Origin of the sequence: Nocardia sp. CA-119907 (assembly GCF_050955995.1) — a bacterium.
Taxonomy (GTDB): domain Bacteria; phylum Actinomycetota; class Actinomycetes; order Mycobacteriales; family Mycobacteriaceae; genus Nocardia.
The window spans coordinates 4,885,225-4,904,958 of the sequence record NZ_CP192091.1; the positions used below are offsets into that span (position 1 = coordinate 4,885,225).

General features: G+C 63.7%; 17 protein-coding genes and 2 pseudogenes. 12 read left to right on the forward strand and 7 right to left on the reverse strand.

The genetic code is table 11. The features are described 5' to 3' along the window. The first annotated feature begins 158 nt into the window (after positions 1-158). From ACQP2D_RS21470 to ACQP2D_RS21485, 4 genes are all read left to right on the forward strand, one after another. Complete coding sequence (locus ACQP2D_RS21470; RefSeq protein WP_433677698.1) at positions 159-1,259, forward strand: PucR family transcriptional regulator; 1,101 nt, start codon at positions 159-161, stop codon at positions 1,257-1,259. 116 nt (positions 1,260-1,375) lie between these two features. Then, the gene (locus ACQP2D_RS21475; RefSeq protein ID WP_433677699.1) at positions 1,376-1,564 is read left to right on the forward strand and encodes a hypothetical protein; all 189 of its coding nucleotides are present in this window, start codon (positions 1,376-1,378) and stop codon (positions 1,562-1,564) included. A 38-nt stretch (positions 1,565-1,602) separates the two neighbouring features. Then, positions 1,603-2,049, forward strand: coding sequence for a sensor histidine kinase (locus ACQP2D_RS21480; protein ID WP_433677700.1), 447 nt, complete (start codon positions 1,603-1,605; stop codon positions 2,047-2,049). Positions 2,050-2,064: 15 nt separating this feature from the next. Beyond that, on the forward strand, positions 2,065-2,724 hold the full coding sequence (locus ACQP2D_RS21485; RefSeq protein ID WP_433685722.1) for a response regulator transcription factor: 660 nt from the start codon (positions 2,065-2,067) through the stop codon (positions 2,722-2,724). A 649-nt stretch (positions 2,725-3,373) separates the two neighbouring features. On the opposite strand, the gene ACQP2D_RS21490 is transcribed toward ACQP2D_RS21485, so the two are convergent. Beyond that, the gene (locus ACQP2D_RS21490) at positions 3,374-3,937 is read right to left on the reverse strand and encodes a TetR/AcrR family transcriptional regulator (RefSeq protein ID WP_433677701.1); all 564 of its coding nucleotides are present in this window, start codon (positions 3,935-3,937) and stop codon (positions 3,374-3,376) included. 79 nt (positions 3,938-4,016) lie between these two features. On the opposite strand from ACQP2D_RS21490, the gene ACQP2D_RS21495 reads away from it, so the two are divergent. Beyond that, positions 4,017-5,288: an FAD-dependent monooxygenase gene (locus tag ACQP2D_RS21495; RefSeq protein WP_433677702.1), complete on the forward strand. Its 1,272-nt coding sequence runs from the start codon at positions 4,017-4,019 to the stop codon at positions 5,286-5,288. A 201-nt stretch (positions 5,289-5,489) separates the two neighbouring features. Here ACQP2D_RS21495 and ACQP2D_RS21500 read toward each other — a convergent pair whose 3' ends face one another. The 3 genes from ACQP2D_RS21500 to ACQP2D_RS21510 form a co-directional block, all read right to left on the reverse strand. Further along, positions 5,490-6,713 carry a glycoside hydrolase family 19 protein gene (locus ACQP2D_RS21500; protein ID WP_433677703.1) on the reverse strand — a complete coding sequence of 408 codons (1,224 nt, stop codon included), beginning with the start codon at positions 6,711-6,713 and terminating at the stop codon, positions 5,490-5,492. Positions 6,714-7,136: 423 nt separating this feature from the next. Further along, positions 7,137-8,480, reverse strand: a complete 1,344-nt coding sequence (locus tag ACQP2D_RS21505) for a carboxylesterase/lipase family protein (RefSeq protein ID WP_433677704.1) — start codon at positions 8,478-8,480, stop codon at positions 7,137-7,139. After that, entirely contained in the window at positions 8,480-9,532 is a 1,053-nt protein-coding gene (locus ACQP2D_RS21510) for a VOC family protein (protein WP_433685723.1), read from the reverse strand. Before ACQP2D_RS21510 ends, ACQP2D_RS21505 begins: the two co-directional genes overlap by 1 nt. Between ACQP2D_RS21510 and ACQP2D_RS21515 the strand changes: the two are divergent. Further along, positions 9,474-9,593: pseudogene (locus ACQP2D_RS21515) on the forward strand (AsnC family protein); the annotation flags it as partial. The gene ACQP2D_RS21510 and the pseudogene ACQP2D_RS21515 overlap by 59 nt on opposite strands. A gap of 279 nt (positions 9,594-9,872) precedes the next feature. Next, complete coding sequence (locus ACQP2D_RS21520; RefSeq protein ID WP_433685724.1) at positions 9,873-10,478, forward strand: Lrp/AsnC family transcriptional regulator; 606 nt, start codon at positions 9,873-9,875, stop codon at positions 10,476-10,478. Positions 10,479-10,585: 107 nt separating this feature from the next. Here ACQP2D_RS21520 and ACQP2D_RS21525 read toward each other — a convergent pair. Further along, a pseudogene (locus tag ACQP2D_RS21525) lies at positions 10,586-10,834 on the reverse strand (sterol desaturase family protein); the annotation flags it as partial. 77 nt (positions 10,835-10,911) lie between these two features. Beyond that, a complete protein-coding gene (locus ACQP2D_RS21530) occupies positions 10,912-11,457 on the reverse strand; it encodes a TetR/AcrR family transcriptional regulator (protein ID WP_433677705.1) in 546 nt (181 codons plus the stop codon). Between the two features lie 190 nt (positions 11,458-11,647). On the opposite strand from ACQP2D_RS21530, the gene ACQP2D_RS21535 reads away from it, so the two are divergent. The 4 genes from ACQP2D_RS21535 (at position 11,648) to ACQP2D_RS21550 (ending at position 18,591) form a co-directional block, all read left to right on the forward strand. After that, entirely contained in the window at positions 11,648-13,162 is a 1,515-nt protein-coding gene (locus ACQP2D_RS21535; protein ID WP_433677706.1) for a hypothetical protein, read from the forward strand. Positions 13,163-13,477: 315 nt separating this feature from the next. Further along, entirely contained in the window at positions 13,478-14,374 is an 897-nt protein-coding gene (locus ACQP2D_RS21540; protein ID WP_433677707.1) for a GNAT family N-acetyltransferase, read from the forward strand. A 1,050-nt stretch (positions 14,375-15,424) separates the two neighbouring features. Then, a complete protein-coding gene (ltrA, locus tag ACQP2D_RS21545) occupies positions 15,425-16,795 on the forward strand; it encodes a group II intron reverse transcriptase/maturase (protein ID WP_433677708.1) in 1,371 nt (456 codons plus the stop codon). A gap of 230 nt (positions 16,796-17,025) precedes the next feature. Beyond that, the gene (locus ACQP2D_RS21550; protein ID WP_433685725.1) at positions 17,026-18,591 is read left to right on the forward strand and encodes an ISL3 family transposase; all 1,566 of its coding nucleotides are present in this window, start codon (positions 17,026-17,028) and stop codon (positions 18,589-18,591) included. Between the two features lie 104 nt (positions 18,592-18,695). Here ACQP2D_RS21550 and ACQP2D_RS21555 read toward each other — a convergent pair whose 3' ends face one another. After that, positions 18,696-19,115, reverse strand: coding sequence for a DUF4231 domain-containing protein (locus ACQP2D_RS21555; protein ID WP_433677710.1), 420 nt, complete (start codon positions 19,113-19,115; stop codon positions 18,696-18,698). 255 nt (positions 19,116-19,370) lie between these two features. Between ACQP2D_RS21555 and ACQP2D_RS21560 the strand changes: the two genes are divergently transcribed. Further along, positions 19,371-19,634: a hypothetical protein gene (locus tag ACQP2D_RS21560; RefSeq protein ID WP_433677711.1), complete on the forward strand. Its 264-nt coding sequence runs from the start codon at positions 19,371-19,373 to the stop codon at positions 19,632-19,634. Positions 19,635-19,734 lie beyond the last annotated feature (100 nt).

The window sequence follows — 19,734 nt, forward strand, 5'->3', positions numbered from 1 at the left end:
GCTTCACCATGGAGCCAGGAACAGACTGGCGATCGACTGAGTTGTAATATTTTCTAATACGCCGTATAATGACTTCCGTCATGGAGGCTCAGTCGTCAAGGTCCAGAAGCGATCTGGTTGCCGAATTGGCCTCCAGACGAGTCCTTCTGACCGGTCGCATGATCAAGGCCTCGCGTCGAGCCGCAGCTGGCTATCGACGCCTCGAGCCAGCTGAGCTGATGCCCTTTACCCAGCGGCTCATCGACACCGTACTTGCTGCTCTGGTAGAGCAGCGTGGCCCGTCCGTCCATGACACACAAATGTTCCGCGAGTTCGGAACCGTACGTGCCGGTCAGGGCATAACGCTCGAAGAGTTACTGGGCGGCTGGCGTGTGGGGTGCCGCGAACTGATCGATGAGATCCAGGAGATTGGCAGGAATTACAACTTTACCGACGGCCTGCAGCTGGACCTCACCAGAGAACTGCTCCACGTGATGGACGCGGCCATCATCGAATTCAGTGCCGCGCACCGCGAGGTCGAGCTCGAACGAGCCCGCCTCGATCATCGAGTTCGGGGGGACTTCGTTCGGGCCGCGCTCACCGGCAGCTTGGGGCGAACCGAGATATCCGCACTAGCCCAACGCTACGGTCTGGACTCGGAGATGACGGTCGTGCCTTTTCGTGCGCGCCCCGCCGACTCCTATTCCAGCGAGACCCTGGAACGACATCTGACCCGGTTCTCTTCCTCGAGGTTCACCACAACTGTCGACGGCGATCTAGCCGGATTTGTTGAACGCCTGCCGAAGGATGCACCTGTGGCCGTAGGCACCGCGGCGGCCGCCCGAGTCGACGAGTTGACGCCCGGATTCGGCGAGGCCACCCGGGCCCTCAATACAGCGGATGCATTCGGCTGCAAAGGGATTTTCGACCTGGCATCGCTGGGCCTGCTCCCCTCCGTGCTCGCAGACACGGAAGTCGGCGACAAGATGGTTCACCGATATCTCGACGGTGTCGCTGGATCGGACAGCGCTGAAATACTTTTCGAAACGCTACGCGCGTACCTCGACTGCGGACAGCACGTCGAAACTACCGCCAAACGGCTTGTCGTCCATCCCAATACCATCCGCTATCGCATTACAAGATACGAAAAACTAGCGGGCATCGATCTGCGACGGGCAGGCGTTGCCCTCGAACTCTGGTGGGCGCTGCAACGTGTGCGACTGCATTCCGGCGGCAGGCACCCACAGTCACCGACTAGCGAAAGCCCGAACGGGCAGTAGGCCACCGGATTGTTGGGCGGCCACCGAGGCCCGCGCCGCCAGCCCGGGGTGTGGGTCATGAACCAGCCGACCACGGGCTGAGCCGCTCACGAGACGGGCTGACTACCAAGGCGCACGTGGCCACCGACTGCAACGGCCGCGGCATGGCCGTGCCGATCACGCCCGGCCAGTCCGCGAACTCATCGATGCTGCCTGCGGTACTCGAGCAGCCGGCGGTGCCCCGCCTCGAGAGCGGGCCACCCCGGCGCAACCCCGACACGATGATCGCGGACAAGGCGTACTCGGCGGCGGCGAACCGGACATGATTGCAGCGCAAGCGTTATCCGGGTGGTGATCCCCGAGCGTGCCGATCAGATCTCAAACCGCAAGCGCCGGGGACCTACCGGCGGGCGGCCAACAGGCTTCGACACCACAGGCGGATGGAGCCGATGCCGGACTCGACATCGCTTTCGAGCAGACCGCGCCGGCGACGCCGCTGCCGAGCGCGGTAGGCAGCGCCGCGTACCGCATCGTGCAGAAATCGATCACCAATGTGATCCGCCACGTCAGCCCGACCCGGGTGACGGTGGCGCTCGAACCCAGCATCGACGCGTTGCGGATAACGGTGATCGATGCGGGCCGCCGCGACCCCGCTCGCAGCGGCAGCGCCCCCACGACCGGACGCGGGATCGTCGGAATGCGCGAACGCTGCCAGCTGCTCGGTGGTGAACTCGATGCGACGGCGCGTCCCGATGGTGGTTTCGAGGTCACTGCCCGCCTGCCCCTCACGCCGGTCGGATCGCGGTTGTGAACTCCCACACCACCGATCAAGGTACTGCTGGCCGACGACGAACGCCTGGTCCGTTCCGGCTTCAAAGTTCTGCTCGACCTGGAAGACGACATCACGGTAGTCGGTGAAGCCACCACGGGCGCAGAAGCTGTCGAACTCGCCCGCGCCACCCGCCCCGACGTCGTCCTCATGGACATCCGCATGCCACAGCTGGATGGGATACGTGCCACCGCCCAGATCTCCGAGGCCAATGGGATGGAGCGGGTCAAGGTGCTCATACTCACCACCTACGACACCGACGAGAACGTCTTCGATGCCTTGCAGACGGGCGCGAGCGGGTTCCTGCTCAAGGACGCGGGTCCAGCCGAACTTCTGCACGCGATCCGAGTCGTCGCCGCGGGTGACGCGCTGCTCGCACCCCGGATCACCCGCCGCCTCATCGGCCAGTTCACAGCGCAGCGCCGGGCGGCTAAGTCAGCCGAGGACCGGCTCGCGGTGCTGACCGACCGTGAACGCGAAGTGCTGGCACTGGTGGGGCAAGGCATGAGCAATGACGAGATCGGCGCAGCGCTGTTTCTCAGTCCGGCCACCGCACGCACGCATGTCAGCCGCGCGATGGTGAAACTGGGTGCGCGCGACCGCGCGCAGCTGGTCGTGATCGCCTACCAGACCGGGCTGGGTGAATTCACCACGTAGAACGTCGGTTCATCCATCCCTGATGGTACCGGCAACCATGAGCCCACAGCGCCCAATGCCCGCAACGAAATACCGCCTTGTTTCAGGGAATTGGCGCAGGAACTGCGGGCCGGTTCGGCAGCGACGTGACCTTCCTTCCGGCTGTGCACTTTTCGGCAAGTGAATGGCTCGGACGCTGAATCGGCTACGGCGACCGACGCAGTCGAGCGCATGTTTCGTACGCGTGTTCACGTAGCTGGGGACACCCGCTGGCGGAAGCGAAGCGTGCCCGGCCGACGCAACAATCGACGGCATGGTCATGGATCCCGAACTGCAACCAATCATTCCGTTCGTCCCGAAAATGGACTCGACCTCATGAACCGAATGCGAGCCGATACTGCGGCGGGACCGAGCCTGGCACAGCTGCTGCGCCCCTACGCAGGGAGTTTTGCCGCCGTTGTCATCCTGTAGGTGATCGGGGCTGTCGTGGGTCTGGCGCCACTGGTGGCCGTCGCCGAATTGGGCCGAACGATTTTGTCGCCCAACCCGATCGATCACGGTCATGTCTGGACCGTCGTGATCGCGGGTGCGGCCGGCTTGTTCGTCCGGCTTCTGTTCACGACCGCGTCGTCCGAGCTTGCTTCACGCACTGGCGCCAGTTCCCGATCGGTTACCTTCCGTCTGTGGCTCCATCATGCGGTTGGAGACGCAATGTCGCGCACGCACCGCTCACGGCCGCTCGGCGAAGTTCGCCGTGCGGTGCGTCCGGAAACTGGATTGTGCAGTCCTGGATTCCGCCGAAGGCGATCGTGGCGCGGGCAGCCTGCTCCAGTGTCGGGTCCGGGCCGTAGATCAACCTCGTCAGTCGCCGACGCCAGTCCAACACGCGGTTGATCAGGCCCAGATCGGCCAGGGTGGTCAGTTCGCCGAGCATGAGGACCATGTCGTCGCGGTGGCGGTAGTGGAAATCGAAGTAGCCTTCGAGTAGGGAGCGAGGCTCGACCTCTGGCAATCCCTCCTGGCTCGCCAGGAACGCCTCTTCTTCCTCGATGATCGGCTGCACGATGCTGCGCACCAATTCCTCACGCGAGGAGAAATGGTAGTAGAGCGCAGGTTTGGTGATACCCAGTCGGGCGGCAATGTCCTGCAGGCTGGTGCGCTGTACGCCCTGCTGGGCGAAGAGCTCGCGGGCTACTTCCTGGATGCGGTGTTTCGTATCGGCGGGACGGGCCATGCCACAAGGTTAGCTTACTTAACGATAGGTAAATCTCTGCTAGACTTACCTATCGTTAAGTAAGCAAGGAGGAAGTGGCATGCGAATTCTCATTTCCGGATCGAGCATCGCCGGCCCAGTGCTGGCGTACTGGCTGACCCGAAACGGCTGCTCCGTGACAGTCGTCGAGCGGGCGCCGGCCCTACGAAAGAGCGGTGGTCACGCGGTCGACCTGTTCCTGCCGGCGATGGACATCTCGGAAAGAATGGGCGTGCTGTCGCGCATCGAAGAGCGAGTCACCGGTACGAACCGGATGACTCTTCGCAGGGAGGGTGCTCGTCGGCCGGTTGGGCTGGATCTGTCGAAGGTTTTCGACGCCACTTCCGAACGGCACGCGGAGATCATGCGCGATGATCTGAGTCGGATCTACTACGACGCCGCTTCCGACGACGTCGAGTATCTCTTCGGGGATTCGATCACAAAGATCTCTCCTGACGGCGACGTCTCTTTCGAGAAGGCCGCGCCGCGGCGATTCGACGTGGTCGTCGGAGCGGACGGGCTGCACTCGAATGTGCGCCGCCTGGTATTCGGAGACGAGTCCCGATTCAGCAATTTCGCGGGTGCTTATCTCGGGGTGCTGACGGTCCCTGCGATCTCGGGACTCGACCGTGAACTCCGCATCCACACCGGCGTCGGCCGCACCGTTGGTATCTACGGTGCGCGCCATCTCGACGACGCGCGCGCGTTGTTCCTGTTCCGAAGTGAACGCGAACTCGATTTCCACCACCACGACGCGACCCGGCAGAAGCAGCTTTTGCGTGAGGCATTCCTAGGAATGCACCCTGATGTGGATCGCTTGCTGGATGAACTCGACCGCACCCACAGCTTCTATTTCGACTCGATCGCGCAGATCCGGATGGATACCTGGTCACGTGGCCGTGTCGTGCTGGTCGGGGACGCCGGCTACTGCCCCGGACCGGCCGTTGGAGGTAGCACCAGCCTGGCGGTCGTCGGTGCCTACGTGCTTGCCGGAGAATTGGCGTGTGCGAACGGCGACTACGAGCGGGCCTTCCCCGCTTACGAGCGGGCGATGGCAGATCCCGTGCGCGACAGCCACGCGGTGGCCACGAGCGCGGCCAAGACTTTGATCCCGTCCTCCAGACTGGGCTTGTCAGGCCTGGTCCAGGCAACGCGTCTGCTGTCGGTCCTGCCGGCCGGGCCCAGTCGCGCCCTGCTCCGTCTGACCACGAAGAGTTCTCGCGTGTACAACTCGATGGCGGTCGATGACTACACGTCGGCAATCACCGCATCGGCAGACAACGGCACACGTTCACAAGGTGACAAGGCCAGCCGCTATACGAGTTCGCAGTAGGCGAAGCTCTCTCGTGCCCCGCGATTCTCGATCGGCACGGGCGCACGACAAGGTGGAACGACCAATCGAAAGGCACGTCGTCGACAACGACTCCGACGGTGATGGCGCCCTACAACACCGATCGGGTTGTGTGTGCCCGATCGTCGGGTGAGGGCCCCTCGATATCGACGTGGTCGATCCTCCAAGTCCGTGGGGCCGAGGCTAATCGGCGTCGGGAACGTCACGACCGTCGAGACGGTCACGAGCTTTGAGGTAGTACTCGCGGCGCTCAGCCGCACCGTTGCTACCGCCGTTGATCTCTCGGCTGATGGCGTCGAATCGGCCGAGCTTGTCGGGATCGTCGGGGAGCTGGTCGGCGGCGGCGTTGAGGTCGTGTTCTGTCCAGTACCAGGCGGCAACGTCGAAGGCGTGTTCGGGTTTGGCGGCCTCCTCCGGATACCTCTCCAGGTCGATGCCGAGATGCTTTCCCGCCTCCCGGTAGTTCGAGCGCCCCGTGATCTGGAGGGCGCCGCGCCCGGGGTAGCGGGCGCCGTCTCTTGGAGTGTTGGTGTTGCCGAGGGATCGGCCGACCGCGGTCTGCGGCCCGTAGAGGCGGTTGAAACGGTCCTCGTCGCCGTATTCGGTGAGCGTTTTCAGCTTGTCGGTTTCGTGGATTATCTGTGCCAGGAATGCGGCCTCGCGCTTCGGGGTGGTGATACCCGCTTCCAGAATCGCCCTGTTCAAGTAGGGAAGGTACTGCCGAAGTTTGTCGGGATCCGCTCCAGGTGCGAGGGATTTCAGGTCGTCGAGAGTCAGTGGGCCCATTGCGTTTCCATTGGATTTGTTCGCGTCGGTGACTGCGTTGTACTTCTGCCAAACCGTCCGCAATGAGGTTCGCAGCCGATCGAGTAGCCCGATCTCCATCTGTGTTGATAGTTTCCCGTTGCCTGCCGCATGCAGGGCAGCGCGGAGATCGGCGACCTCGTTCCAGATGTCGCGGTTGAGTGCGGTGCCCATTTTCGCGGTCGCTGCTACGCTGGCAGTGATGTGCCTGTGTTGCGCGATCAAGCCCTGTTTGATCCCTTGCATTCGCTCGACCGCGATGTTGTGCGCATCGGTGACCAGGGACTTGTCGATTGTGTCGGATAGGCCGGTTAGGCGTAGCAATTCGTTTACATCGGGCACTGCGGCCTTGTCGCCGACACCGAGTTGGTCGACCATCGCTTGAAATACCACTTGGACCAGCGCGGTCATTTGTTTGACTGCGCTGTGGGCTTTCGGCGGTGGGGACAGTTCGACTGTCCAGCCCGTCCAGCCGTAGGTCGGGCAGCTGGTGGAGTTGGCCGGACCTGCGGTTTCGGGAGCGGTGGCGCCGGGGCTTGGCCCCGCGGAGGCGGAGGCTTCGGCGATGGTTCGTGAGCTGAATACGGCCTGATCGTCGACCATCTAATAATGCTTTCACATGTCTGCAGCCGCTTTTTATCACCGCTGGGAATTTCCGGCGTCGAAGGACCCACCCCGGAATCGGTGCCGTTCACCGTCGCCTGAGCAGGTCGAATCAGCCGCGTCCGCGGATGAATAGGAAGAACAACGAACGGGAAGATCGAACAGGCATCATGTGCGCGAATGCACGGTCGCGAACACCGCCCAACCAGTGCGCATAATCCGGCCCGGTCGGCGGCTCGGCTCCGGCCTGCTCGCCTCGAGCCGTAGCTGCGTGCGACCTTGGTCGGAACGCAATAGGATCGAAATGGTCATGGCCACCATCGGTATCCTCTTACAAGCCATGACATTCTCTCCTGGTACTGCCGAAGAAATAGACCAGATATCGAGCAGCCGATGCGTTGTCAGCCGGCCCGTGGTGCAGGGCTATGACAGGGAGCGCAGATCTTGTTGATTGCGATAAACGCTCCATCCAGGTCCGGGTATCCCGGTTTGAATGAACGACAGCCAGGCTTGTTGGATCGTGTCGATCAAGTAGGCAGGGGGAGTTTCACCGCCCAGCATCGGGGCCGTGCGCCAGGCATCCACAGTGCCGAAAACGAAGGGCAATTCGATACAGTGGCAGGCCTTCGTGCGCGTATCGCTCGGATGCCAGTCGAATCGATAGGCGTATCCGCCCTCGCCGAGACGTGGAATGCCCGAGGCGAAGTAGTGGTCTGTCGCCACCTTCACGAGCGCCTGCGAAGGATCCGATCCGGTTGTATCAGGTGGGTACTGTCCACCGAATCCTTCTGCCAGCGCCGCAGCTGTGTGGTGGTCGAGATCGGCGGGTATAGGCCAAGCCGTCGCTTCGTCGGCGGTGAAACCGGCGAAGCGGTCGATATCGGGCGGTACGCAGGCGATCGGATCTTCCGCGACGAGACCGGGTTTCGCTGTGAGTTGGAAGGGCGGGGCCAGTCGCAGCGGTTTCGCCAGCCGCCGGGCGAGAGTTGTCTGTGCTTCCAGCAGGCGGCCGAACGGTTCTTCCCGGAGTTTGTGCGCCTGATCGGGAGAGAGACCGAGTTGTGCGAGATATTGTTCAGCCACCTCGGTGGCCTCCGCCGACGATGCGGGGGAGACCGACGTCGGGGTGCTCTGCAGGATGGCCCGCTGAAAGAGACCACGAGCGGGCTCGGCGGACATCAGAACCACTCCACACAGGGCACCGGCCGACTGACCGACGAGGGTTACCTGGTTGGAGTCCCCTCCGAACCGATGAATTTCCCGGTGCACCCACCTCAGCGCGGCCAGCATGTCGAGCAGGCCGAAGTTGCCGTCTCCCATCTCATCGGTGAGTTCCCCCAGGTGCAGATAGCCCAGGGCTCCGAGCCGATAGTTGATGGTGACGACGACGATGTCGCCGCGGGACGCGAGCTGTGCTCCGTCGTACCAGTCTTGACCGCCACAGCCGCTGGAGAACCCGCCGCCGTGCAACCACACCATGACTGGTCTGGAGCCGTCGAGACCTGGGGTCCACACGTTGAGATTCAGGCAGTCGGGTCCTTGCGGCACGCGCATCGGCCCGAGGATGTCTTCCAGACGCGAGGACGGTTGCGGACAGGCGGCACCGGGGACGAGTGTGTCGCGCACCCCGGTCCACGGCCGTGGTGACACCGGCGCAGCGAAGCTCAATTCGCCGACCGGGGGAGCGGCGTAGGGGATTCCCAGGAAGCGGTGTGCGCCGTCGACACTGCTGCCTCGGATCCGTCCGGAGGAGGTCTCGACGATCATCACGCGGCCTGACGGAAGATGACGGCGCTGCCTTCCACATCGACGAAGAAGCCCTCAGGGCAGTCGATGGCGGTGAGGCCGTTGTCTTCGATCAAGTCTCGCGCATTGTCAATGCTCGGCACGTTGACTGCTTGGCCCGCAAAGAACGGCAGCACAGGGGCAGCGTGTCCGGGCAGGACGGACTGCAGTGCCGAACCGGCAAGGATCTCGATTGCACCGGCTCGAAGCTGGAATCGCCGGCGCTCGCCGTCGACGATGGGCTGGCGGCCCAGGATCGTGGCATACCGATCGACATAGGATTCCAGTTTGCTGTCGGGCACTGCGAGCAGGATCGCGTCCAACGACTGCGCGCCGTTCGGGTGGTGCAAGTAGCGGGGCTGGTGGGCGTACTCCGGAGTGAGGTGCTCGGAAATGTGCATGATCCCTTCCGGCGTGCGTGAACGGGCGACGTGGACAACCCTCGCCCGGAGCAGGCGGGAGCCGTCCTCGGTGTCGACGGGACGCTGTAGCTCGGTGATGCCGGCGCCGGACTCCAGATCTGCGTCGCGGAGGCGCTGCAATGCGGACTCCGAACTACCGAAGCCGAACGACACGCCGCGGAGTCCTTCGTACTTGCCGTCGATCAGGGGAAGCACCCCCCATGGGTCAGGGCAGGAGTCATCGACGATACCGATGAGTTCGATGTACGACTCGCCGAAGTACGCACAGCGATTACCCGTCATGCTCGGCACCATTTCGCCGTCGTCGGAGACGGTCACCTTGTGCCGGGATTCCGGACTCAAGAAGAAGCCCAGCCTCTCGTAGGCATCCCAGACGGTGACGTAGTCGCGGTTGATGACCACGGAGTGATCGAGGTAGTCGGTGTCCGGCCGGATTTCGGTCATGGTGAGGTCCCTTCGTGTTTCGCCGCAGACGTGGCGTCGCGGCCCGCCGCCAACTGTGCCGCGTGAGGTCTGCCGGTTCCATTCGCCCGGCAGTGCTTGCATGAATTCGATGTCCGCTATCGTCCGGTCGGTGAATTCCGTTGAAATCGACGATCTGGACAGGAAGATCACTCATGCCCTCCAGGTCGACGGGCGGGTGTCGTTCGCGCTGGTCGCCGAAGTGCTCGGAGTCTCCGATCAGACAGTGGCCCGGCGGTACCACCGCTTGCGGTCCGAGGGCGTCTTGAGGGTGGTCGGCCTACCGGACCCCGCAGGACTCGGTCAGGTCCTGTGGCTACTGCGCCTGCAGTGCGTCCCCGAGGCTGCGGCGACGCTGGCCGAAAGGCTGGCCCACCGGCCGGATACTTCCTGGGTCAATCTGACCTCGGCCGGCACCGAAATCGTTTGTTTCGCTAGGGCGGCGGGGCACCGGCGCCAGGATTCCGCCCTGTTGGGGCGCCTACCACGTGTGGCGCAGGTGAAGGCTGTGTCGGCCTACTGTGTTCTCCGGACTTATTTCGGTGGCGCCACCGCGTGGGCCCCTCGAGCCAGCGCGCTGAGCACGGAACAAGTCACGCGACTGCGCCCGGACCGGGCAACCGACGCCGCAGCACACCTGTTACCCGATGATGTCGATAAGGCGTTATTCGCGGCGCTGGCGGTCGATGGGCGCAGCAGCCTCCGGGTACTGGCAGAGGCCACTGGATTGTCGACTTCTGCGGTACAGCGTCGCCTAGAACATCTACGCGCGGCGAAGGCACTGTATTTCGACGTCGACATCGACACGGCAGCGTTGGGGTATCCAACTCAAGCTATGTTTTGGTTATCGGTTCCGCCATCTGAATTGGCCAATGTCGGAACAGAATTGGCCGAACACGAGGAGATTGCCTTCGCCGCAGCGACCACGGGTGCGACCAACCTCGCCGCGATCGTCGGCTGCCGCAGCATCGATGATCTCTACCACTACATCGAGGCACGACTGGGTGCCATCCCAGCCGTGCGGCACATGGAGACGGCGCCGATCATTCACCAGTACAAACGAGCAGGAAATGTGCTGGGCGCTCCGCCGAGATGACTCGGTATGTCCAGCATCCACCGATCGATCTGTATCGGCGTGGCTGATTCGGCAAGTCCGGGCGCTACGTCGATGCGGGCTGGATCTGACGGGCTTCGGCGACTCTGTCAGCATTTCCCGTCGTTGGTGAACGGGTGGAGTAGTTGGGAGAGGTAGTCGGTGGGATAGTCCGGTTTGGCGGCTATGCCGAGTTCGTCTGTGGTGAATCGGTGGGTGGGGTCATCGGAGCAGGTGCGGTACATGTGGTCCCAGATCAGGGTGAACAGGCCGAAGTTGACGTCGCCGACGCCCGCCCATTTGAGGTGGTGGAAACGGTGACCTGCATTGAGCGCGAGTACGTATTTCGCCGGACCGATGCCTCCGATGTGCCGGCGGACGAGAGCGCGATCGCGGCGCCGTTGACACAGATCAGGATTAACGGCGCATAGGCCTGTCATCGGTCCTGTGTCGCGGGTATCGCTACGAGTGGCAAGTAGATGGTGTCGGTGATCTCGACGATGGTGTCTTCGGGGATCGTTGTGATCCCTCGAACGAGGTATTCGGTGCGGAGCAGGTCGATGGCTGCCGTGGCGATGCGTGGCGTCAGCGCCTCGGGCCGGGCCTGACCGCGGGCGACGGCGCGGCCGAGGACGGTGAGCCATCGGGTGATCGCGGTGGCGGTGAGCTGGTCTCGGACCTCACGCAGCAGTTCGGGGTCGCTGTGTAATTCGGTGGCCAGCACGTGCAGGATCTCGCCTTGATGCGATGCGATTCTGTCGGCGGCTCCACGCAGCATCGCCAGCACATCGGTACGCAGTTCGCCGGTGTCGGGCACCTGGTCTGCCGGCGTGGCCGCACGGAACGCCGCGATCGCCAGCGCGGCCCGGCTGGGCCATCGGCGATATATCGTGGTCTTGTTGGTCCCGGCGCGCGAGGCGACGCCGTCGAACCCGAAGCGGTTGTACCCGACCTCGGTCAGCTCGTTCCACGCTGCATGCAAGATCGCCTCCTCCAGCACCGCCCCGCGGCGGCGGGGCTCCCTGCGGTGATCACCGGTGTCTCTCGACGTGTTCGGCAATGGCCACTCCTCGCGTCATTGAGCACTGTATGTCCTTTATAGCGGCGGATGTTCTGATACTCTACGCTCAAATAAAGGACTATTAGTGCTCTAAATCATCGGAGGAGCTGTCATGCCCGCTACCTCATCCGAGGGCTCGCTGTTGCAGGACGTACGTCTCGGGGTTGTTCGCGCTACCACCTTCGGACTTTTCGGTCCGCCGGAGCAGTTCGTATCGCAGGCCCGCGCCCTGGGCGCAGGGATCGTGCGAGTGAATATCTATTGGTCCCAGGTCGAGCCGGAGCCGGGCCGATTCGTCTGGGACTCTCTGGATTCGCTGCTGGATCAACTTGCCGGCGACGATGAAGCATGGGTTACGGTCTGCTGCAGCTCCCCGTGGGCCACGCAACATCCCACGCGCTGGCTGCCTGCGTCGCCGGCAATCGACGTCGACCGCTATGAGCGATTCGTGCGGGAGCTCGCCGGGCGGCAACCGGGACGGATCCGGTTCTGGCAGTGTGAGATCGAGCCTTGCCTACCGCTGTTCTGGGCAGGTACAGCTGATCAGTATGTGGCGCAACTGCAGTCGTTCCACGATGCGGTGAAGCTTGCGGATCCCGACGCGTTGGTGGTGCTCGGAGCTGCGGTGCCGGGGGCGATGCTGGGTGAGGGAGCGGCCGGTGCCGAAACCTGGGCCCGGTTTTTCGGCCGGGTTTTGCGGGACGGGGCCGATGCTTTCGACGTCTTCGATCTCCACCCCTACGGCGACCCGTACTCGGTACCGCAACTCGTGCATGCGAGCCGGGCGCAACTGGCGGCGTATGGATGTGAGAAGCCTATTGTCGCAAGTGAACACAGCGGCCCGCTGCCGACCGAATTCCCCGAGAATATGCCGTACCTGGTCGATCTGCTTGCCGTGCATCAGCAACAGTTCCTCGGGGAAGCCCCGATGCCTGACACCCTCGAGGATATCGAGTCGGCCGTGGACGAGCCCGTGGTTGCGCTGTACCGGCGTATGAATGAATTGCCGCCCACCTTGCAGATGTTCATGCACGGGTGCGCGCCCGAACTGGACGATTACCGCCATCGACTGGCGTGCCGGAATCTGGTGATGCGCACCATGTTCGCGCTCGCGGAGGGGATCCGGCGAAACCTGTATTATCCGATTGCGCCGGAGTGGGACTTCTACCGCGAGAGTCGTGTCGCGGGGGTGCTGATGTTCGGCAAGCTCCAACTCATGGACAGTGACGGTGGTGTTCTCGCCCACCGGAATCCGGCCGCCGACACCTTCGAACTGCTGGCACGTCTGCTCGACGGCGTTACACAGGTCCGACGGCTTGCTGTCATTGACCGTCCGGATCTGTATGTGTTCGACGCGGAACGCTTGCATGGCTCGCCCGCGCTGGTCGTGTGGGTACGCCGTGAGGACAGTTCGGACTCCGATGATTCTCCCAGCGAACTCGCGTGGCCGTGGCCGTTTCCCAGCGCGTGCGCCGTGGACGCCCACGGGCGCGAAGTGCCGACCGAGATTGCCGAGGGCACACTGCACCTGCGGGTGTCGGCGACGCCCGTTCTCATCGACAGTGTCGATAAGGACTCGGTGACAACCTCCGGTGCGACGCGGCGAGATTCACCTTCGACGGCGTAGCCGCCACGCTGTGGGCGGGAGGAGGAAACGTGCCACTCCCGCCGATGCGGTGATTTCGATCCCGAGTGTTTGCCGGAGCCGTCGGCAGCGATGGCAGTTCTGCGGGATTTCGCTTCACGTAGATGTGCTCCGGCGCCACGATGATGACATCGGTGATCTCGGTGAGCGCGGCGCGGATGATGTGGTCTGTGAAGTAGGTTAGCGGCGGGTTCCGTTTGTGGGTTCTGGCCCACTCTCGTGATCTACCCGTCCGTATGTCGATTCCGGTGCGATCTCTCCTGACCCGGTAGTTCCGGGTGAACGCCGACCCACCCTGTGACGAATCGTGAGGTGCTACAGGTCCGCTGCTTCCTACTCGGGATCTACGCCGAACGCAATGTTCGGATCCGCGACGAATACGACGGAATCGAGTATCGTTCGCGCATGTTCCCGACCTGGCGAATCGCCTCTGCCAAAGCGGCATTTCAGCGCTGGCCCCGGCGTGCCACCCTTGGGCTCGCGCGATGGATCGCAGTCCTCGGGTTTCCCGCAGCAGTCATCGGCGTCGCAGTTACGGCCGGATTACCGTCCGCCGCAAACGAACTCATCGTTGGTGTCTGGCTGCTGCTCGTGGTGGTCACCGTCCTCGTCGCGGGCTGGATCTGGGTGTGGCGCGTCAGCGAACTCGCCAACATGGAAACCAGTGCGCGCTACGACGTGCTGCGGGACATCGAAACCTCGCGGCTCACCCTGCGCCGACCGGCGCCGAAGGACGCAATCTCGCTCGAAGCCACGATCGACGATGCGATGCTCGCCAGCAACGGCTGGACAGAACGAAATGGCCGGGCACTGATCAAGGCTGTCGGCGGCGGCCACCCGACTCCGGGGCTTCTCGTGATCGAGTCGCGGTCAGATGCAACCGTGATCGGTGGCGCAACTGTGCACCCCACCGGCGACGAGACATCGTCGCGTTCCATCGGTTGGTGGATTGGCGCCAGTCACCGGGGAGCCGGTTATGCGAGCGAAGCGGTGGCTGCACTCGTCGACGCGATCCACGACGCCGGATACACCAGCGTCGAGATCGGCACGAACGAGTCGAATCTCGCGGTGCAGCGCATCTGCGACAAGATCGGCGCAACGGTAATGGACCGGCGACCACAGCCCTTGCCGAACGGATCGACCGTCCCTGCAATCTGGTTTGAACATCAACGTGTGGTCACAGAACCAACGTGAATCCGGTGCTCTCTCCCATATGTGAATGGGCCGACTCCAGGCGACGACAGCCCGCGGTGAGTCCGGCAGATCAGCTCTAATACGACCGCATCGAACATGCAGGGTTACCAGTACGACACCGGCGGGCCGCCGCGCCGGAGCGTCGCGGGGCGGTCCAACCTCTGACCAGCCCTGCTCGGTTGCAGTGCCGCAAAGCGTGTGGAACAGGATCACGTGCAAGACAGGGACTTCAGAACTTCAGACAGGCGCCGCGAGCAGCGGTACGTTTCGGTGAGCTGGCTGTCGCGACCGGAGCACTCGACGACGCGGATGTCAACGGAAAGCGAATCCGGGATCTGGCACGGTTTGCGTTTGCGCCGTGAGGCGCTGTGTTTCGAATGGAGGTGAGAGACCTTCATCGTCGGCCTGTCGTAGCAGGTCGATGGAGCTGAGGGCAGCCTGATCCGGGTGGTGCCGGGGAGGGTGGGAGCGGCCCTGACAAAGCCGGGACGTGGCCAGTACTGCCAGATGGTGCGGGTCCGGCGAGCGGGATGAAGAGGAGTACGCGAGGAACCAGCGTTGTTACGTCCCTTTATGTGCCGCCTGCTCGAACCTGGCGGATCTGGGCAGGAAGCGGTGCGCACCCGCCACTTTCGTGGTGGTTGGGGAACTCCTGGATCGGTTTACGAAAGCCGGTCCGGAGGCCACGGGGAAGGTCTACGGCGTACTCGTGGCGATGCCGCAGGGACACAGTTGGGCTCCTACTTCGTCGAGCGAAACATAGCGAACACGGGAACCATTCGGTCAGGTTCCCCGAGCGGCGAGCAATCCGGTTGCGCAGCTTGGGGATAGACGCATCGACCGTCGAACGGGCCGGGTGGGGCGGAGCCGCCGTAGTAGTCCGAGGCCGGGAAAGCCGGTCACATGGCGAAGGGCGGCAGCGGTTTTCGAGAAAGGACGGATGCTGCAATGCCGAAAGACGCGCCACCGAATGGTGACGCCACGCCGATCGAGCCCGTGGGGCCGCGCCGGCGGGTATCGGAGATGCAGGCCAAGCTTCACCGTTGGGCGGTGGCCGATCCTGGCCGCCGGTTCGATGACCTGTTCAACTTCGTGCACGACCCGGCGACGCTGATCGTGGCGTTCGACCGAGTCGCGGGCAACCACGGGGCTCGCACTCCTGGCGTCGACGGCATGACCGTCAGCGACGTCGAGGAGTTGATCGGGGTTCCGGGGTTCCTGAATGACCTGCGGGACTCGTTGAAAGACGGGTCGTTTCGGCCTGTTCCGGTGCGGGAGCGCAAGATCCCGAAACCGGGCGGGGCGGGAAAAGTCCGCCGTTTGGGGATTCCGACGGTGACCGACCGGGTCGTTCAGGCCGCGCTCAAGCTGGTGCTGGAACCGATTTTCGAGGCCGATTTCGAGCCGGTCTCCTACGGTTTCCGGCCCAACCGGCGGGCGCAGGACGCGATCGCCGAGATCCACTATTACGGCACCCGCGGCTACCGCTGGGTGCTGGATGCGGATATCGAGGCGTGTTTCGACCGGATCGACCACACGGCCCTGATGGACCGGGTTCGGTTGCGGGTCACCGACAAACGCGTCCTGATGCTGGTCAAAGCGTTCCTGAAGGCCGGGATCCTCACCGAGCTCAGCGAGTATCAGGACACGATGACCGGCACCCCGCAGGGCGGCATCCTCTCGCCACTGCTGGCCAACATCGCGCTGAGCGTGCTCGATGAGCAGGTGATGGCGCCATGGAAGCCGGGCGCGACGATGGCCAGTGAGGCCAAGCGGGCCTACCGTCGCCGCAAGGGGTTGCCGACGTGGCGGATCGTCCGCTACGCCGACGACTTCGTCGTGCTGGTCCACGGGACCGAGCACGACACCGAGGCGATACGCGAACAGATCGCGAAAGTGCTTGCACCGCTAGGGCTTCGGCTATCACCGGAGAAAACTACGGTGCGGCACCTATCGGACGGGGTCGATTTCTTGGGATTCCACATCCAGTGGCGTCGCAAGCGTGGCTCGGATAAGTGGTTCGTCTACACCTTCATCGGTGACCGGCCCCTCCGGTCGCTGAAGGTGAAAGTCCGTGCCCTGACCCATCGGTTGTCCCAGCAGAGTCTGAGCTTTGTGATCACCCGGCTCAACCAGATTCTGCGTGGTTGGTCCAACTGCTTCAAGCATGCCGTGGCGAAGCAGCGGTTCGCCGTTGTCCAGAAGTTCGTTTGGAAACGGATGATTGTGATGTTGCAGACCCGGCACCGCTGGAATTGGACCGACATTCGCCGTCGCTACACCACCCCCGCTGGGCGGTGGCTGCCCATCACGGCGGCGGACGGGACCGTGTTGTTCGACCTGAACAGCGTGACGGTCACCCGTTATCGCTGGCGCGGGCATACGATCCCGAATCGATGGGCGACTCTTCAACCAGCCTGACGGCAGAAACCGTGGAGAGCCCGTTGCGTTGAGAGGCGCACGGCGGGTTCGGCGAGAGGTCCGGGGAAACGGAGCAGGAGCAATCCCGCCACCGCGCCCCGGGCCTACTCAGCGATTGACCAGGCTTGTATTGCCAACGGGCACTTGATGATCGATCATGTCGCCGGTGTTCTGATCTTGGACCGCTCGCGGTCTTGTTCCCACATTTGGACGGGCTGCAGATCGACGGCATGACCTCGGTCGGGCGTCGGGTGAACCTCGACGTGCGTACTCGCGACGAGACGGTCGCCTGTCCGGACTGCGGAACGTTCTCGCGTCGGGTTCATAGTCGCTATCGGCGGCGGTTGTCCGACACGGCGATCACCGGCCGGGAGGTGGTGATCCGGCTGCGGGTGAGACGGTTGTTCTGCGGCAACTCTGATTGCGGGAGAAGGACTTTCGCTGAGCAGGTGCCTGGGCTGGCGGCTCGTCACGCCCGGCGCACGAGTCTTCTGCAACGTTTGCTGCGCGCGGTCGCGCTGGCATTGGGTGGTCGTGCGGGAGCGCGGATGACCGGGCATCTGGCGGCCACGGTCAGCAGGATGACGCTGCTGCGGCAGATCCGGGCGCTGCCGGATCCAGACCATGCGGCACCGCGGGTACTCGGGGTCGACGACTTCGCGCTGCGCCGCGGGCACCACTACGGCACGATCCTGATCGATATCGAAACCCGGCGGCCGGTCGACGTGCTCGAAGACCGCACTGCCGACACCCTCGCCACTTGGCTGCGTGCTCATCCCGGCGTCGAGATCGTCTGCCGCGACCGCGCCGGCGCCTACGCCGACGGCATCGCCGCCGGAGCGCCGAACGCCCTGCAAGTCGCGGACAGGTGGCATATCTGGCACAACCTCGGCGAGGCCGTCGAACGGGTGGTCGCTCATCATCGAAAATGCCTGGTGATCGCCAATGAGGCACAGTCCCAAGATGATTTGAAGGCCGCGGTCCTTGTCGACCCGCAGGCGAAGCCCATTCCAGAACCTGCCGAGCCACCGGAGATCAGAACCGACAAATGGGCTGTCCGGGCCCGCGAACGCCACACAGCCGTCCACACACTGCTAGCCGAAGGCGTCAGCCTTCTGCAGATCGGCAGCAGGCTCGGGCTTGCCCGTGGCACCGTCCGTCGCTTCGCGCGCGCCGCCACCGTCGAGGAGTTGCTGGTTAACAACGGAACAGGGCGGCGGCCCGGCATCCTCGATGACTACAAGCCCTACCTGCATCAACGCTGGAATGAGGGCTGCACCAACGCAACTGAGCTGTTCCGGGAGATCCAACCACTCGGCTACCGCGGCAGCGTGAAGATCCTGCTCAACTACCTGCAGCCCTTCCGCGCCGCCGGCCAGGCCCGTCCGCCAGCGCGCAAACCACCCGCGGTCCGCCGCGTCGCCAGCTGGATCATGAGCGACCCCGCACGACTCCATCAACAACATCGCCAACAGCTCGACGCCATCCTCGACGCGAGCTCGGAACTGACCGCGCTGGTCGGCCACGTCCGTGGCTTCGCTGTGATCATGACCGAACTACGAGGTCGTGAACTGGAGAAATGGATGACCGGCGTCGAGGCCGACGACCTGCCCGCCTTGCACTCGTTCGTCCGTGGCCTGCGCCGCGACCACGACGCCGTCACCGCCGGGCTCACCCTGCCCTGGAGCAGTGGGCTGGTCGAAGGGCACGTAAACCGGATCAAAATGATCAAACGCCAGATGTTCGGCCGCGCCAAACCCGACCTGCTCCGCAAACGAATCCTGTTGAGCGACTAGGAAACCCGACCAGACGGAATCACGCAAACCGTGCCAGATCCAAAATTCGCGTGCCGTTGACAACTCAGACGTCATCCAGGGACCGCCGCGCACAATCGCGAACTTCAACCCGATTCTGGACGGTTGGCGTTCGAGCCCACCCATTCGCAATTCTCCAGCGCCAACAGGTTCTCGACACGTTCTGCGAGCACCGCTCGACGATCTACATCCCGATACGGCCCCGCCTCGGCGAGGTAGAGAAACCTCTCATGCTTGAGCGCCTCGGCAGTGGAGCGATAACTCAACCAATTCGTTTGCCACTGAAATAGCTGCTGCGCACCTTCGGCCACCACCACAACCGCGGCAAGCACTGCGGTCACCACAGCCGGCGCGGACAACGCGACCACAGGTACTACAGCACCGACAACGATCTGACCGAGCTTCACCTGCTTGTAGGCACGTTGCGCTGCAGCACTTTTCGCGCTGTACCAGTTCAACTGGCCGATCAACCGCTCCCACACCGGATCGACCTGCTCCTCATCCATGAGCGGCAGTCTATGAGCAGCGACCACGCCCCATCGGCTGTACGGAGGTGCCGATCATCGTGTTCGGCAACCGCCCCTGTGGGGCCGGTGATCGGGTCGTCGGTGTCGATCCCGGCGGCGAGGATGCCTTTGACCGTGCGATAGAACGGGCCACTGGCCTCGATCGCGCGGGCGCAAGCGGCCTCGACCCGGTCCAGGCCGTGTTTCTCACGCAGCCGACGGATGCCCTGAGCGGCCCGCAGGTGATGGATCGCGTTGGGCGACAACAACTCCCCGATGACCAGTTCACAGGCCGGACCGATCTCGGCGGCGATCTTGCGGCACCAGGTCGGGCCTTGCAGGTGGAAGGCGAACCGGCGGGTAGTGGTCGAGATTCGTCGCTCGCCCGGGCAGATGCCGGACGTGGGTGGCCACCACGTGCTGGTCCCGGAAGATCTGCACGATGTCACCGCAGGTGCGATGACGCCGAAAGTGTCCGGATTGGTATGGACGTTACACAAACGCTTTGCGCGTGGTTGAACCAAGGGATGAAGGGGGAGGGTGAACTGAACATCCCTGGGAGCGGCGCGGAATCTGCCCCGGGTCTGCATACGACACGACCAGGACTGAATCGGGATTC

What these genes read in the sequence shown, in the direction of transcription:
- ACQP2D_RS21550 (WP_433685725.1), top strand. Translation starts at nt 17,026, where the DNA reads ATGACCTCGGTCGGGCGTCGGGTGAACCTCGACGTGCGTACTCGCGAC.
- ACQP2D_RS21555 (WP_433677710.1), bottom strand. Translation starts at nt 19,115, where the DNA reads ATGGATGAGGAGCAGGTCGATCCGGTGTGGGAGCGGTTGATCGGCCAG.
- ACQP2D_RS21500 (WP_433677703.1), bottom strand. Translation starts at nt 6,713, where the DNA reads ATGGTCGACGATCAGGCCGTATTCAGCTCACGAACCATCGCCGAAGCC.
- ACQP2D_RS21495 (WP_433677702.1), top strand. Translation starts at nt 4,017, where the DNA reads ATGCGAATTCTCATTTCCGGATCGAGCATCGCCGGCCCAGTGCTGGCG.
- ACQP2D_RS21535 (WP_433677706.1), top strand. Translation starts at nt 11,648, where the DNA reads ATGCCCGCTACCTCATCCGAGGGCTCGCTGTTGCAGGACGTACGTCTC.
- ACQP2D_RS21505 (WP_433677704.1), bottom strand. Translation starts at nt 8,480, where the DNA reads ATGATCGTCGAGACCTCCTCCGGACGGATCCGAGGCAGCAGTGTCGAC.
- ACQP2D_RS21470 (WP_433677698.1), top strand. Translation starts at nt 159, where the DNA reads ATGATCAAGGCCTCGCGTCGAGCCGCAGCTGGCTATCGACGCCTCGAG.
- ACQP2D_RS21490 (WP_433677701.1), bottom strand. Translation starts at nt 3,937, where the DNA reads ATGGCCCGTCCCGCCGATACGAAACACCGCATCCAGGAAGTAGCCCGC.